The organism is Micrococcus lylae, assembly GCF_900163825.1.
GTDB classification, from domain to species: Bacteria; Actinomycetota; Actinomycetes; order Actinomycetales; family Micrococcaceae; genus Micrococcus; species Micrococcus lylae.
The window spans coordinates 51,769-66,356 of sequence record NZ_FUKP01000041.1 but is presented as its reverse complement, the minus strand read 5'-3'; the positions used below and the strand labels follow the sequence as shown (position 1 = coordinate 66,356).

At 73.1% G+C, this 14,588-nt stretch carries 16 protein-coding genes; all 16 read right to left on the bottom strand.

The features are described 5' to 3' along the window. Nucleotides 1–44: 44 nt before the first annotated feature. The 16 genes from FM125_RS06190 to ftsY all read right to left on the bottom strand — a co-directional run bounded on the left by FM125_RS06190 (nt 45) and on the right by ftsY (nt 14,587). Nucleotides 45–1,082, bottom strand: coding sequence for a tyrosine recombinase XerC (locus tag FM125_RS06190; RefSeq protein WP_087133993.1), 1,038 nt, complete (start codon nt 1,080–1,082; stop codon nt 45–47). Beyond that, complete coding sequence (gene dprA, locus FM125_RS06185; RefSeq protein ID WP_180525404.1) at nt 1,079–2,446, bottom strand: DNA-processing protein DprA; 1,368 nt, start codon at nt 2,444–2,446, stop codon at nt 1,079–1,081. Before dprA ends, FM125_RS06190 begins: the two co-directional genes overlap by 4 nt. Beyond that, the gene (locus FM125_RS06180) at nt 2,443–4,038 is read right to left on the bottom strand and encodes a YifB family Mg chelatase-like AAA ATPase (protein ID WP_087133992.1); all 1,596 of its coding nucleotides are present in this window, start codon (nt 4,036–4,038) and stop codon (nt 2,443–2,445) included. The genes dprA and FM125_RS06180 overlap by 4 nt, the downstream gene beginning before the upstream one ends. Next, nucleotides 4,035–4,493: a YraN family protein gene (locus FM125_RS06175; protein WP_087133991.1), complete on the bottom strand. Its 459-nt coding sequence runs from the start codon at nt 4,491–4,493 to the stop codon at nt 4,035–4,037. The genes FM125_RS06180 and FM125_RS06175 overlap by 4 nt, the downstream gene beginning before the upstream one ends. Nucleotides 4,494–4,600: 107 nt before the next feature. Further along, on the bottom strand, nt 4,601–4,936 hold the full coding sequence (locus FM125_RS06170) for a DUF2469 domain-containing protein (RefSeq protein ID WP_087134023.1): 336 nt from the start codon (nt 4,934–4,936) through the stop codon (nt 4,601–4,603). Next, entirely contained in the window at nt 4,933–5,709 is a 777-nt protein-coding gene (locus tag FM125_RS06165; protein ID WP_087133990.1) for a ribonuclease HII, read from the bottom strand. The genes FM125_RS06170 and FM125_RS06165 overlap by 4 nt, the downstream gene beginning before the upstream one ends. Further along, entirely contained in the window at nt 5,706–6,383 is a 678-nt protein-coding gene (gene lepB, locus FM125_RS06160) for a signal peptidase I (protein ID WP_245829846.1), read from the bottom strand. The genes FM125_RS06165 and lepB (FM125_RS06160) overlap by 4 nt, the downstream gene beginning before the upstream one ends. After that, nucleotides 6,380–7,114 carry a signal peptidase I gene (gene lepB, locus FM125_RS06155; protein WP_087133989.1) on the bottom strand — a complete coding sequence of 245 codons (735 nt, stop codon included), beginning with the start codon at nt 7,112–7,114 and terminating at the stop codon, nt 6,380–6,382. The genes lepB (FM125_RS06160) and lepB (FM125_RS06155) overlap by 4 nt, the downstream gene beginning before the upstream one ends. A 37-nt stretch (nt 7,115–7,151) precedes the next feature. Continuing rightward, on the bottom strand, nt 7,152–7,505 hold the full coding sequence (gene rplS, locus FM125_RS06150) for a 50S ribosomal protein L19 (RefSeq protein ID WP_067190281.1): 354 nt from the start codon (nt 7,503–7,505) through the stop codon (nt 7,152–7,154). A gap of 205 nt (nt 7,506–7,710) precedes the next feature. After that, nucleotides 7,711–8,415: a tRNA (guanosine(37)-N1)-methyltransferase TrmD gene (gene trmD, locus FM125_RS06145; protein ID WP_087133988.1), complete on the bottom strand. Its 705-nt coding sequence runs from the start codon at nt 8,413–8,415 to the stop codon at nt 7,711–7,713. Between the two features lie 3 nt (nt 8,416–8,418). Then, nucleotides 8,419–8,988 (bottom strand): ribosome maturation factor RimM, encoded by a 570-nt coding sequence (rimM, locus tag FM125_RS06140; protein WP_087133987.1) that lies wholly within the window; start codon nt 8,986–8,988, stop codon nt 8,419–8,421. A gap of 113 nt (nt 8,989–9,101) precedes the next feature. After that, nucleotides 9,102–9,341 carry an RNA-binding protein gene (locus FM125_RS06135; RefSeq protein WP_067190287.1) on the bottom strand — a complete coding sequence of 80 codons (240 nt, stop codon included), beginning with the start codon at nt 9,339–9,341 and terminating at the stop codon, nt 9,102–9,104. 2 nt (nt 9,342–9,343) lie between these two features. Next, nucleotides 9,344–9,811 (bottom strand): 30S ribosomal protein S16, encoded by a 468-nt coding sequence (rpsP, locus tag FM125_RS06130; protein ID WP_070639731.1) that lies wholly within the window; start codon nt 9,809–9,811, stop codon nt 9,344–9,346. A gap of 218 nt (nt 9,812–10,029) precedes the next feature. Beyond that, on the bottom strand, nt 10,030–11,613 hold the full coding sequence (gene ffh / locus FM125_RS06125) for a signal recognition particle protein (protein WP_087133986.1): 1,584 nt from the start codon (nt 11,611–11,613) through the stop codon (nt 10,030–10,032). A 197-nt stretch (nt 11,614–11,810) separates the two neighbouring features. Further along, nucleotides 11,811–13,118 carry an ammonium transporter gene (locus tag FM125_RS06120; protein WP_245829844.1) on the bottom strand — a complete coding sequence of 436 codons (1,308 nt, stop codon included), beginning with the start codon at nt 13,116–13,118 and terminating at the stop codon, nt 11,811–11,813. A 275-nt stretch (nt 13,119–13,393) separates the two neighbouring features. Next, nucleotides 13,394–14,587: a signal recognition particle-docking protein FtsY gene (gene ftsY, locus FM125_RS06115; protein ID WP_070639737.1), complete on the bottom strand. Its 1,194-nt coding sequence runs from the start codon at nt 14,585–14,587 to the stop codon at nt 13,394–13,396. Nucleotide 14,588 lies beyond the last annotated feature (1 nt).

Genomic DNA, 14,588 nt, shown 5'->3' with positions numbered 1-14,588 from the left:
CGGGCAACGACGGCGGCCGATTCCGTCGCCGTGTCGTGACCGGCTCAGGCGCGCGGGTGCGCCTGCCGGTATCCCTCGCGCAGGCGGTCGATCGACACGTGTGTGTAGACCTGGGTGGTCTGGAGCGAGGAGTGTCCGAGGACCTCCTGGACGCTGCGCAGGTCCGCGCCGCCGTCCAACAGGTGGGTGGCGGCGGTGTGTCGGAGGGCGTGCGGCCCGCGGGCCGAGGTGTCGCCCAGTCCCTCCAAGGCTCGGTCGACGACGGCACGCACCTGGCGGACGCCGATCCGCCCTCCTCGCGTGCCGAGGAACAGCGCCGGTCCGGAGGCGGCGCGAGCCAGCCGGGGGCGTCCGTGCTCCAGCCAGTCCTCGAGTGCCTGCGCGGCGGGACCTCCGTAGGGGACGGTGCGCTGGCGGTCTCCCTTGCCGACCACGGTGAGCGTGCGCCGAGCCCGGTCCAGGTCGTCCACGTCCAGTCCCGTAAGCTCGGCCACGCGGATGCCGGTGGCGTAGAGCAGCTCCAGTACGGCGAGGTCGCGGCGCGCCACGCCGGCCGCGACGGGATCCTCGGCTTCATCCGCGGCGGCGACCGCCTCGGACAGGCCGGACAGGAGACGGCCCACCTGCTGCCGTTGGAGCACCGGCGGCAGGGTGGAGTCCGCCGTGGGAGAGGCCAGACGGACGGTGGGGTCGTCCTCGCGCAGGCCCTCGCGCACGGCCCAGGCCATGTAGGTCCGCACGCTGCTGACACGACGGGCGAGCGTGGCGCGGGCCAGCCCGCCGCGGGCCATCCCGGCCAGCCAGCGCCGCAGGTCGGTGAGGTCGACGGCGTCCAGGGCACTCACCCCGGTCGGGGCCGCCGGCCCGGTGGTCTCCGGATGCTCGATGCGCAGATGCACGAGCAGGTCCCGCAGGTCGGTCTCATAGGCGCGGACGGTGTTCTCACTGCGGTGCAGCTCGTGGCGTTGGTGATCCGCGAACGCCTCGAGCCGCGCGAGGTCGGCGGCGGAGCAGTGGTCGCCGATCTCTGCGCCGGAGCCCCGGCGGGATGCCTCGGCGCGACGGTCCTGGTACGGGGTCATCCCTTCATTGTGCTCTCCTCGGTGGCGGCGCCGGCGGAGCCTGCCCGCCGAGCCGCGGCCCGCGGTTCGCGCCGCCAGCGACGATCCCTCTCCTCGGCCAGCCCGGCCCGGGCGAGGCGCTGGAGGACGGGCAGCAGCATCGGCACCGGCATCCCCGCTGCCACGGTGAGGCGGTCGAGGGTGGCGTGGGCGCGCACCGGGAGGGCGTCGAAGACGAGCAGCTCCTGCTCGGACAGCGCGTCCTCGGGCCTGGCCTGCCGCCCGCCGGCGGGCGCGGCGGCATGCGCCGAGGGACTCGACGGCGTCCCCGCAGGGCCGTGGGCGGCGGGCAGCGGCCCGCAGGACCCGCCCGCACCGAGCAGCTCGCGGACCCCGTCCACGTCGGTGACGAGCCGGGCGGGGGTGTCCCTGAGGAGGCGGTGGCAGCCGGCAGAGCTGGGTGAGGTGATCGGTCCCGGGACCACACCGAGCTCCCGGCCGAGGCCCAGGGCGTGGGACGCGGTGTTCTGGGCCCCGGACCGCCACCGCGCCTCGACGACGAGCACCCCGGCGGCCAGCCCGGCGATCAGCCTGTTGCGGTGCAGGAAGCGGTGGCGCGTCGGGCTGGCCCCGGGCGGCATCTCGGAGAGCAGCAGGCCCTGGTCCATGACGGCGCGCAGCAGGTCCTCGTGCCCGGCCGGGTAGAAGCGGTCCAGTCCCCCGGCGAGCACGGCGACGGTGGGAGGGCGTCCGTGTCCGGCCTCGAGGGCGACGCGGTGGGCGTGCCCGTCGATGCCGTAGGCGCCCCCGGACAGGACGGTGACGCCCTCGGCGGCGAGCGGCGCCACCACCTGCCCGGTGACCGCCCGTCCGTAGGGGGTGGCCTCACGGCTGCCGACCACGGCCAGGGTGCGCGCCTGCTCCGGAAGGACACCTGGTCCTCGCGTCCAGAGGGCGATGGGTCTGCGGTGGCCCAGGTCGTCCAGGCAGGAGGGCCAGGCGGCGTCTTCCGGGACCAGCAGTCCGCCGCCGAGCCGGTGCATGGCCACCAGGTCCCGCTCCGGTGCGAGTGTGGTGGAGCGGGTGCCCCAACGGCGCAGCCCCGCCGCGAACCGTCGCCGCCAGGAGTCGCCGCCTGCTCCGCAGGCTTCGGCGAGCGCGTCCTCCTCCTCGCCGGTCGGTCGGCACCGGCCGGTGAGGACGACCAGCGCGTGCTCGGCGCCGAGGACGTCGATCACAGTCAGCGCGGTCTCGTCGCCGGGCTCGATGAGTCGCGTCAGTGCGGCGCGCGCCAGGCGCACGGAGTCCCGGTGCCGTGGCCGATCGCTGGCAGCCGTGGGGGCGTCGAGCCCCGCAAGGGGCCGGGTGGTGGGGTTCGGAGTCATGCGGCGGCCTCCTCGTCGTGACGGCGGCGCAGGTGCAGGGCGACGTCCACGTCCTCGGCGGCCGGCACGGTGGCCCCGCGAAGGTCCGCGACGGTCCAGGCCAGCCTCAGCACACGGGCGTGGCCGCGGGCACTGAGCCAGCCGGCGTCGACCGCGGCGTCGGCGGCGGCCCTGGCGGCGGGCGGGACGGCGAACCGACCCCGACGCAGCAGCGCCCCGGAGATTCGCCCGTTGGCCTCTCCCCATCGTTCGCGCTGGGCGCCGACCGCTGCTCGCACCCGGGCCGCGACCGCGGCGGAGGCCTCCGCCCCGGCCGGGGATCCCAGCTCCGCCCCTGTGACCGGGGCGACGGTGACCTGCACGTCCACCCGGTCCAGCAGCGGACCGGAGAGTCTGTCGGCATAGCGTCGTCGTTGCAGCACGGTGCACCGACACTGCGCCCCGGATCCCTCGCCGTAGCCGCACGGGCAGGGGTTCGCGGCCAGGACCAGCTGGAAGCGCGCCGGGTAGCGGACGGTGCCGTGGGCGCGGTGGAGGACGACCTCGCCGGACTCCAGCGGCTGACGCAGCGCCTCCAGGCTGCGCCGGTCGAACTCGGGTGCTTCGTCCAGGAAGAGCACTCCGCCGTGGGCCAGTGATGCTGCTCCGGGGCGCGCGAGACCGCTGCCGCCTCCCACGAGCGCGGGCATGGAGGCCGAGTGGTGGGGTGCCTGGAAGGACGGCCGGGTGTCCAGCCTGGTGGGCGCGGGGCCGTCCGAGCGCAGCGATGCCAGGGCCGCGGCCTCGAGCGCGGTGCGGTCGTCCAGCTCTGGGAGGATGCCGGGCAGGCGCTCGGCGAGCATCGTCTTCCCCGCACCGGGTCGGCCTGACAGCAGCAGGTGGTGGCCGCCGGCGGCGGCGACCTCGAGCGCATAGCGGGCCTCCCACTGTCCGACGACCTCCGACAGGTCGGGGACGCCCTCGAGCGCGGCGAGGGGCGCGCCGGAGGTGCGGCGGCCGCCGTCGGGACGGCAGGGGCTTCCTGCCGCCTCCCCGGGGCGGACCATGAGGGCCTCGGGGCGCACCCCCGGCACCGGGTCCGGCTTGCCGCCGAAGGCATGGACCACGTGGTGCAGGTGTGCGAAGCCGCGCACCCGGGCGCCGGGGACCAGTGCCGCCTGGTCGACGGCGTCGGCGGCGACGACCATGTCCGGCAGCCCGGCGTCCACCGCGGCCATCGCCATGGCGACCATGTCCGACGGCCCGTGCAGGGAGCCGTCCAGGCCGAGCTCGGCGAGGAACACCGGGCCATGGACGCCGGAGACCTTCCCCTCCGCGGCGTACGCCGCAAGGACGATCGCCAGATCGTGTCCCGCCCCCCGCTTCTGCACACCGGCCGGCAGCAGGTTCACCGTGAGATGACGCCGGGTGAGCGGCAGCCCGGCGTTGCGGGCGGCGGAGCGGATGCGGTCACGGCTCTCCTGCAGCGACTGGTCCGGAAGACCGAGCAGAGTGAAGCCGGGCAGGGACTGGGCGATGTCCGCCTCGACCTCCACCACCGTGCCGCGCAGACCGGCGAGCGTGATCGAGCGGGTGCGTCCGATGCGGCTCATGGGCGCACGTCCGTCAGCAGGTCGAAGCGGGGCGCCTCCCCCGGCACCACGAGCACCGCGACGGCGTCCACCCGCCACGGCTCCTCGCGCCGGGCGATCCCGGACTGGGCGTGCCACTGCCGCATGAGCCGGTGCAGGCGGGCGAGCTTGCGCGGGCCGATCGCCTCGAACGGGTCGCCGAAGCCCAGGCCCGAGCGGGTCTTCACCTCGACGGCGACCCACCAGCCGTCGTGCAGGGCGACCAGGTCCAGCTCACCGCCGGCGCCGCGCCAGTTCCGCTCCACGACGCTGTAGCCGCGGCCGGCCAGCCAGACTGCGGCAGCGTCCTCGCCGAAGCGACCGAGAGCGGTCCGGGCGGTGCTCGAGCGGGGCCGGTCCAGGCGCGATCCGGTGGGCGGCTCCGAGGCCGGGTGGACGGCGGGGTCGGGTGCCGGGGACGTCTTTGGGGTCTGCATGGGACCACCTCCTGCCACCACGATGGGCGTCCCGGGGACGGCCGTGCAGGCCCACACCCCGAATGTGGAGGACGCAGCGGCCTGTGCAGGACAGGACCGCGGACCCGTCAGCGGCCGAAGGGTCCGCCGGGGCCGTCCGGCGGCAGCGAGAGGTCGGGGTTCGCCGGGAGCTCCTCGATGTTCACGTCCTTGAAGGTCAGGACGCGCACGCGCTTGATGAACCGGGCGTGACGATAGACGTCCCAGACCCAGGCGTCCTCGAGGGTGAGCTCGAAGAACACGTCGCCACCGGAGCGGTGCGGCGTCAGGGACACCTCGTTGGCCAGGTAGAACCGGCGCTCGGTCTCCACCACGTAGCGGAACAGGCCGACCACGTCCCGGTACTCGCGGTACAGCAGCAGCTCGGCCTCGGACTCGAAGTCCTCCAGGTCGTCGGCGCTCACGGCCATGCTCCTTCCCGCCCGTCGTCGGGCCCGGTGTCCTCGCCCCACGCGAACAGCGCGGGCTCCTCGACGCGCCGCACCGGCAGCGCCCAGGATCGGCGGTGGTGGACGACGGCGCCGTCCTGCTCGATCGCGGCGCGGTGCTCGGCCGAGCCGTAGCCCTTGTTGCCCGCCCACCCGTAGGCGGGGAACTCCTCGTGCAGCGCGATCATCAGATCGTCACGGTACACCTTCGCGGTGATGGAGGCGCCGGCGACCGTGGCGGCCTGGTCCTCGGCCTTCACCACCATCTGCGGGACCGGCGGCACCGGCCCCGGCACCTCGTCCACGACCTCGCGGCCTGTGCCGCGGGTCAGCCAGTCGTCACGGCCGTCCAGGATCAGGGCGACCGGTTCGGCGCCGGCGTTGCGGCACAGCACGGACCAGGCCCGACGCCCGGCCAGGGCCAGGGCCGTCGAGAGCCCGTGCTCGTCGATCTCCGCGGGACTGGCCTCCCCGATGCCGACGGCGGCCGCCCAGTCGAGGACCTCCGGCACCAGGCTCCTCCGGCGGCGGTCCGTGAGGGCCTTGGAGTCCCGGACGGGCGGCGGCGCCTCATCGGTCGGCACCCGGACGGCCACGGCTCCGACGACGGCCGGACCGGCCATCGCGCCGCGGCCCACCTCGTCCATGCCGGCGACGAGCAGGGGCGTCTGCGCCGTGGCGCCCCGGGTCTGGGCCAGGGCGGACTCCAGGTGCAGTCCCGCGATGGTCACGGGGCGGCGCGGGCTCATCGTGACGCCTCCGGCACGCCGGCGAAGGTGTCCGGATCCGAGCCGGCGCTCCCCCAGCGGGACACCGGCCACACGCGGGCCTCGGCACGGCCGACGAGGTCGTCCACGGAGACGAAGCCGGCGCCCGGGCCGTCCCGGTGGGCGCGCGAGTCCGCGGAGCGGCTGCGATGGTCGCCGAGGACCCACAGGCGACCTGCGGGGACGACGACGTCGAACGGTTCCTCGGAGGGGGCATCGCCCGCGAACAGGTACGGTTCGGTGACCTCGACGCCGTTCACCGTCAGGCCGGCGTCGCCGGGCTCCCAGCGGACGTGGTCGCCCGGAAGCCCCACCACTCGCTTGACGACGTTCTCGTCGGCCCGCTCGGGCACGAGCCCGGCGACCCGCAGGACGGAGGTGACGAGGCCGTCGTCGTGCACCGCCGGCAGCCAGCCCTTGGTGTCCCGGAACACCACGACGTCGCCACGGCGCAGGTCCATCACCTGCGGGACGAGCAGGGACACCGCCACACGGTCCCCGACCTGCAGGGTGTCCTCCATCGACTCGGAGGGTATGTGGTAGACGCGGACCAGGAACAGGCGGATCAGGCCGGTGAGCAGCAGGACGACCGCAACGATCACGAGGACCTGGCGGAGGGTGGGCCCCACGCGCTTCCACGTGGTGGAGCCGCTCACGGTGCCCCCTCCCCGGCCGAGGCGGCGGGTCCGTCCAGGGCGCCCCGCCGGCCCAGGGGCCAGACGACGTCCTCCGCGGTCCCGACCACCGAGTCCAGGCCGATCAGCCCGCCGCCCGGGGCGCCGAGCAGGGCACGCGAGTCCAGCGAGTCCGAGCGGTTGTCCCCGAGGACGACCATGCGGCCCTCCGGGACCGAGAACTCGAACTCGGTGCCGCTGGCCGGGTGGCCGGCGTCCACGGCACGGCCGAGGTAGGGCTCGTCGACAGGCACCCCGTCGATCTCGAGGCGGCCGTCGTCCCCGCAGCAGCGCACCGTGTCCCCGGGAAGGGCGACGACGCGCTTGACGTAGACGTCCGATCTGGCGCCCAGGCCCCACCAGACGACGAGGTCCTCCAGCGCCCGGTCCAGGCTTGTCCGGGAGCGGTAGGGCGCGAGGCTGCCGGAACCGTCGAAGACCACCACGTCCCCGCGCTCCAGCCCCTGCCCCTGCTCGTGGGAGGTGTCCACGCGCACCCGGTCGCCGGGCATCAGGGTGGGCTCCATCGACCCGGACGGGATGAGGTAGACCGGCCCCACCAGGGCCCGCAGGACCGCCGCCAGCACCACGGCCACGGCCACCGTCAGACCGATGTTCCGCAGCCAGCGGATGCCCCGGTCGGACTCGCCTCCCTCGGCGGACACAGCGAAGCCCCGGGACCGACGGGGGTCTCGGGGCTCCAGCTGCGTCATCGCATGACCGGACACGGCAGCCCGTGTCCGAGGACGATCACTTGGCGTCGGCGCGCTTCTCGCGGATGCGGGCGGCCTTGCCGTGACGATCGCGCATGTAGTACAGCTTCGCGCGGCGCACGTCGCCCTTGGTGACGAGCTCGATCTTCTCGATGACCGGGGAGTGGACCGGGAAGACGCGCTCCACGCCCACGCCGAAGGACACCTTGCGGACGCGGAAGGTCTCGCGCACGCCATGGCCGGAACGGCCCATGACGTAGCCCTGGAATACCTGGACGCGGGCGGTCTTGCCCTCGACGATGTTCACGTGCACCTTCACGGTGTCGCCGGGGGCGAACTCCGGGATGTCGGTGCGCAGCGAGGCGTTGTCGAAAGAGTCAAGGATGTGCATGTCGCATACTCCTCACGCGGACGCCACAGGTCCCCCGCGCTGGACAGGCCGGCCCCGTGTCCGCAGCGGGACAGGACGGGGACCGGAAGCGGTGTGACCGGGTCCGGCGATGGCCGCGACCCGGTGGTCTCGCTGTCGACGCCGACCCCCTGTGGCAGGTGCGACGCCCAGCAGACGCAAGGCACCATTATGCCACACATCGGGCTCAGGCCGACGGCTCCTCCGCAATCAGGTCGGGACGGCGCTGCCGGGTGCGCTCCAGCTGCTGGGCGCGACGCCATGCGGCGATCTTCCCGTGGTCGCCGGAGAGCAGCACCGGCGGCACGTCGTGGCCGCGCCAGCTGGCGGGCTTCGTGTACACCGGGTACTCCAGCAGCCCGTCCTCGTGGGACTCCTCCACGAGCGACTCCGGGTTGCCGATCACGCCCGGGATCAGGCGCCCCACCGCCTCGACCATCGCGAGCACGGCCACCTCTCCCCCGTTGAGCACGTAGTCGCCGAGGCTGACCAGGCGCAGGTCGAACCGCTCGGCCGCCCACTGGAACACGCGCTCGTCGATGCCCTCGTAGCGGCCGCAGGCGAACACGAGGTGCTCGTGCTCGGCGAGCTCACGGGCGAGCGGCTGGGAGAAGACGGTGCCGGACGGGGTCGGGACGAGCAGGGTGGGCCGCTCCACCGGCGAGTCCGCGGCCACGGCCTCGAGCGCCTCGGCCCACGGCTCCGGCTTCATGACCATGCCGGCGCCGCCGCCGTACGGGGTGTCGTCCACCGTGCGGTGGCGGTCGTGGGTGTGCTCGCGCAGGTCGTGGACGCGCACATCCAGCAGACCGTCCTGACGTGCACGGCCGATCAGGGAGATGTCCAGCGCGGACAGGTAGTCCGGGAAGATCGAGACGACGTCGATGCGCACAGCTCAGGCCTCCGGCTCCACGCCGGGGGCCTGGTCGGCGCCCGGCTCGTTCAGGTCGAGCAGTCCGGGCGGCGGGGTCAGCAGCACGACGCCGCGCTCCTCGTCCACCTCCGGCACGATCTCCTCCACGAAGGGCACGAGGACCGGCTCGTCGCGCCCCTCCACGGCGATCTCCAGCAGGTCCTGGGCGGGGCCGGTGATCAGACCGACCACGGTGCCGATGCGGCGCCCGTCGGCCTCGACGGCGAGGTCGAGCAGGTCGTCCTCGTACCACTCGTCGTCCTCGGCCCGGTCCTCCGGGGCGGCGAACAGCTGGGTGCCGCGCAGCGCCTCGGCCGCGTTGCGGTCCGGGGACTGCTCGAAGCCGAGGACGAGGATCTGCTTGTTCCACCGCGCCCGGGTGACCGTCAGCTCGGCCGGGGTGCCGGCAGGCCCCTCGGCCGTGAGCACGGTGCCCGGGGCGAAGCGGGTCTCGGGGTCGTCGGTGAACAGCTGGACCGTCACCTCGCCACGGATGCCGTGTGGCTTGCCGATGCGGGCCAGGCGAACCAGGCCCTCGGTACGGGTGCTCATGCGGGTGTCTCCTCGGGTGGGACGGATGTTCTGGATGCGGGGACGACGACGGCCCGCCGCCACCGTTCTACCGGTGGCGGCGGGCCGTGGTCACAGGCGTGTGCCCGACGTGCTCAGCGGCGGCGGTCGGTGTCCACCACGTCCACGCGGACGGGGTGGCCGGCCAGCCCGTCCAGCACGGTGCGCAGTGCCGAGGCGGTGCGGCCCTGACGGCCGATCACCCGCCCGAGGTCGGCCGGGTCGACACGGACCTCCAGCATCTCGCCCCGGCGCTGCCGCCGCGCGTCCACGCGGACGGCGTCCGGGTTGTCCACGATGCCGCGCACCAGGTGCTCGAGAGCCTCGGTGAGCATGGTCACTCGGCCTTCTCGGCCTCAGCCTCGGCGGTCTCGCCCTCGACGGAGTCGGACTCCTCAGCGGCGGCCTCAGCCTCGCCCTCGGCGGACTCGGCCTCCTCTGCGGGGGCCTCCTCCTTCGGGGCCTCCGGCAGGATCACGGACTCCTTGTCTCCGGCGACGAAGGCCTCCTTCTCGGCCTTGGTCTTCAGCGTGCCCTCGGCGCCGGCCTCACCCTTGAACTTCTGCCAGTCGCCGGTGACCTTCAGCAGTGCGGCGACCTGCTCGGTCGGCTGGGCGCCGACGGACAGCCAGTACTGCGCGCGCTCGGAGTCGATCTGGATGAACGACGGCTCCTCGGTCGGGTGGTACTTGCCGATCTCCTCGATCGCACGGCCGTCGCGGCGGGTACGGGAATCCATGACGACCACGCGGTAGTACGGAGCACGGATCTTGCCCATGCGCTTCAGTCGAATCTTGACAGCCACGTTTGTGGTTTCTCCTGTTTCTGGTCTGAGGTGCGGTGCTCGGCCGGGGACGTGGGGCGCATCCTCGTCGGCCGGACCGCGGGACGGAGCGCAGGCGGAGGAGAGAGGGTCGTCCGCGCGCTCAGTGCCCTGCCATTCTGCCAGAGATCGGCCCGGAACACACGTCGGGCGCGCCACCCTGTCCGTCGCGCCGCGCCCGAGGGGCGCGGGGGCCGGGCTCAGCGGTCCTTGAGGTACTTGTCGAAGCCCGCCGGGAGGTTCAGGTCCTGGGCGTTGAAGCTGGACGGATCGAAGTCCTGGCCGAACATGGAGCCCGGCTTCTGGGCGCTGCGGGCGCGACGCTCCTCAAGGGCCTGACGCTCGGCCGCGGCCCTCGCCGGATTGCCGGAGCGGACCTTCTGCCTGCCCTTGCCCTTGCCCTTCTTCCGGGTGCCACCCTTGCCGGGGCCGGGGCCCATGCCGGGCATGCCGGGCATGCCGCCGCCGGAGGCCATCTTCTTCATCATCTTCTGGGCCTGGCCGAAGCGCTCGAGCAGGGCGTTGACCTCGGAGACGGAGACGCCGGAGCCCTTGGCGATGCGGGCGCGACGGGAGCCGTTGATGATCTTGGGCGCCACGCGCTCGTGCGGGGTCATCGACTTGATGATGGCCTCGACACGATCGATGGAGCTCTCGTCGAACTGCTCGAGCTGCTGCCGCATGCTCTGGGCACCCGGCATCATCATGAGCATCTTCTTCATCGAGCCCATCTTCTTGAGCTGCTGCATCTGGCTCATGAAGTCGTCGAGGGTGAAGTCCTCCTGGTCCGCGAACTTCTTGGCCATCTTCTCGGCCTCGGAGCGGTCCCAGTTCTTCTCCGCCTGCTCGATGAGGGACATCACGTCGCCCATGTCCAGGATGCGGGACGCCATGCGGTCCGGGTGGAAGACCTCGAAGTCCTTCAGGCCCTCGCCGGTGGAGGCGAACATGATCGGCTTGCCGGTCACGTGCCGCACGGACAGGGCGGCGCCGCCGCGGGCGTCGCCGTCGAGCTTGGTGAGCACCACGCCGGTGAAGCCGACACCCTCGTTGAACGCCTGGGCGGTGGCCACGGCGTCCTGGCCGATCATCGAGTCGATGACGAAGAGGACCTCGTTCGGGTTCACGGCGGCGCGGATGTCCTTGGCCTGCTGCATCAGCTCCTGGTCCACGCCGAGGCGGCCGGCGGTGTCGATGATGACCACGTCGTGGTACTTGGAGTTCGCCTCCGCGATGCCGTCCAGGGCCACCTGGACCGGATCCCCGGTGGGAACCTCGAACTCGGAGGAGACGCCCGGGTGCGGAGCGAACACCGGCACACCGGCACGCTCGCCGCCCACCTGCAGCTGCTTCACGGCGTTCGGTCGCTGGAGGTCACAGGCCACGAGCAGCGGGGTGTGCCCGTCGGACTTCAGCTGGTGGGCCAGCTTGCCGGCCAGGGTCGTCTTTCCGGCGCCCTGCAGGCCCACGAGCATCAGCACGGTGGTGCCGGTCTTGGCGTGCTGGATGCGGCGGGTCTCGCCGCCGAGGATCTCCACGAGCTCCTCGTTGACGATCTTCACGACCTGCTGGCCCGGGTTCAGCGCCTGGGAGACCTCCGCTCCGAGCGCGCGCTCCTTGATCTGCGCGATGAACTGACGCACCACCGGCACGGCCACGTCGGCGTCCAGCAGCGCACGGCGGATCTCGCGCGCGGTGGCGTCGATGTCCGCCTCGGTGAGCCGGCCCTTGCCCTTCAGGTTGCGGAAGGTGTTGGCCAGACGATCAGACAGGGAGTTGAACACGGCGGTGGTGGTCCTTCGGAAGGGGGCGGGATCGGCGCGGGCGCGAGGGGCCCGGCGTCGGATGGCGCCGTCGGCGCCCCACCAGGGTAGCAACCGAAGCAAGGGCGGACGATGCGGCGAGGGCCCCGACCGCCATGGGGCGGTCGGGGCCGTCGGTGTCCTCGGGCGGCGGCGGGAGGCGGCCGTCGCCGTCGGGCTCAGCGCGCGGGCGTGGGCTCGGCGGCCTGCGCCTCGGCGCCGTCCTCCCTGTAGGCGGTGCCCAGGCCGTAGTCGTAGGCGGACTCGGCGTGCAGGGCGAGGTCGACGCCGCGCTCCTCCTCCTCGGCGGAGACGCGCAGGCCCATGGCGGCCTTGAGGACGAAGGCGATGATCGCGGTCATCACGCCGGTGAACACGATGGTGAACAGCACGGCCACCACCTGGGCGAGCAGGAGGCGGAGCCCGCCGCTGTAGAACAGGCCGGCCATGCCCTCCTCGGACACCAGCTCCGGGCGGCCGAACAGTCCGATCATCACGGTCCCGATGATGCCGGCGACCAGGTGCACGCCCACCACGTCGAGCGAGTCGTCGAAGCCGAGCTTGTACTTCAGGTTCACGGCGAGGGCGGCGGCGGCGCCGGCGACCGCACCGATGACCACGGCGCCCACCGGGTCCACGTAGGCGCAGGCCGGGGTGATGGCGACCAGGCCGGCCACGATGCCGGACGCGGTGCCCAGCGAGGTCGGCCGGCCGTGGCGGACGACCTCGACGATCATCCAGCCGACCATGGCGGCGGCCGGGGCGGCCAGGGTGTTGACCCAGATCAGGCCGCCGGTCTGGACGTCCGTGGCGGCGCCGCCGTTGAAGCCGAACCAGCCGAACCACAGCAGGGTGGCGCCGAGCATCACGAAGGGGATGTTGTGCGGGCGGTGGCCCGGATCCACGCCGAAGCCGGCGCGCTTGCCCATCATCAGGGCCAGCACGAGGGCGGCCACGCCGGCCGCGGTGTGCACCACGAGGCCGCCGGCGAAGTCGACGGCCTCGCCGACCACGGAGCCGATGGCGCCGTCGGCGGAGAGCAGGCCGCCGCCCCAGACCATGAAGGCCATCGGGCAGTAGACGAGGGTCACCCAGACGGGGACGAACACGCACCAGGTGCTGAACGTGGCACGGTCGGCGACCGCGCCGGAGATCAGGGCGACGGTGATGATCGCGAAGGTGGCGCCGAAGCCGATGCCCACGAGGTCCTCGGTGTTCACCGCGCCGTAGAGGCCGAAGTCGGCGAACGGGTTGCCGACGATCCCGGCGAAGCCGTCGCCGCCGGTCATGCTGTAGCCCCACAGCACCCACACGACGCCGATCAGGCCCATGGAGATGAAGGACATCATCATCATGTTCAGGGAGGCCTTGGCGCGCGTCATGCCGCCGTAGAAGAAGGCCAGTCCGGGGGTCATCAGCAGCACGAGCCCGGCGCAGACCATGGTCCACACCGCCTCGGCACTCAGGGGGGTCAGCTCGACGTCCATCTCTCGTCGTCCTCTCCGTGCGTCGTGTGGGGGGCCGCCGCGGCGCCGGCGGGGATGGACCGGGTCGCGACCTGTGACCAGGCTCCCCGTCCCGTGTTGCCCGTTGCGCGCCCCCGTGTTGCGGGGAGGTAAGGGATCGTTTCCATCGTGTGACACAGCCGACAGCCGGCCGGATCCGACCCCGTCGTCCCGGTGCGGGAACGACGACGGCTCCGTCGCCTCGGAGGGCGACGGAGCCGTCATCGTGGGTCCCCTTGTCCGCGGGACCGGCGGGGTCAGTCGGCGAGCAGCGCGTCGACGAAGCCCTCGGCGCTGAACGGCGCCAGGTCGTCGGCGCCTTCGCCCAGGCCGACGAGTTTCACGGGAACGCCCAGCTGGCGCTGGATGGCGACGACGATCCCGCCCTTGGCGGTGCCGTCGAGCTTGGTGAGCACGATGCCGGTGACGTCCACGACCTCGGCGAACACCTTGGCCTGGGTCAGCCCGTTCTGACCGGTGGTGGCGTCCAGGACCAGCAGGACCTCGTCCACCTCGCCCTGCTTCTCGATGACGCGCTTGATCTTGCCCAGCTCGTCCATGAGGTTGGCCTTGTTCTGCAGCCGTCCGGCGGTGTCCACCAGCACGACGTCCGCCTCCTGGCGGATCCCCTCGGCGACGGCCTCATAGGCCACCGATGCCGGGTCCGCACCGTCCTTGTCCGAGCGGACGGTGTCCACGCCCACGCGGGCACCCCAGGTGGCGAGCTGCTCGGCGGCGGCGGCGCGGAAGGTGTCCGCGGCGCCGAGGACGACCTTGCGGTCCTCGGCCACGAGCACACGGGCCAGCTTGCCCACGGTGGTCGTCTTGCCGACGCCGTTGACGCCCACGACCATCGTGATGGCCGGGCGGTCGCCCTTGCGGGAGGCCTCGAGGCGGCGGTCCATGGACGGGTCCACCATGGCCAGCAGCTCCTCGCGCAGCAGCGAGCGGACCTGCTCCGGGTCCTGGGTGCCCTCGACCTTCACGCGGTCGCGGAGGCGGTCCACGAGCTCCATGGTCGGCTCCGTGCCGAGGTCCGCCATGAGGAGGGTCTCCTCCACCTCGTCCCAGACGTCCTCGTCGATCCGGTCGCGGGAGAGCAGGGCCAGCAGGCTCTTGCCGAAGACGTTGTTGGACTTCAGCAGCCGGGCGCGCAGGCGCTGCAGGCGCGAGCCCGCGGCCTCCGGCCGCTCGACCTCCGGCTCCGGCTCGGCCTCGGGCTCGACGACCTCCGGCTCGGGTTCGACGACCTCCGGCTCCGGCTCGGCCTCGGGCTCGACGACCTCCGGCTCGCGCTCGAGGACGGCGGTGCCGCCACGGCCCGGGTCGTCGGGGTCCCGGACCTCCTTGTAGGTGCCCTTCGGCGGCGCGGGGCGGCGGTCGAGGAAGCCGACCAGGACCACGCCCACGGCGAGGGCGATGACAACAGCGATGATCAGAGTGAACTCCACG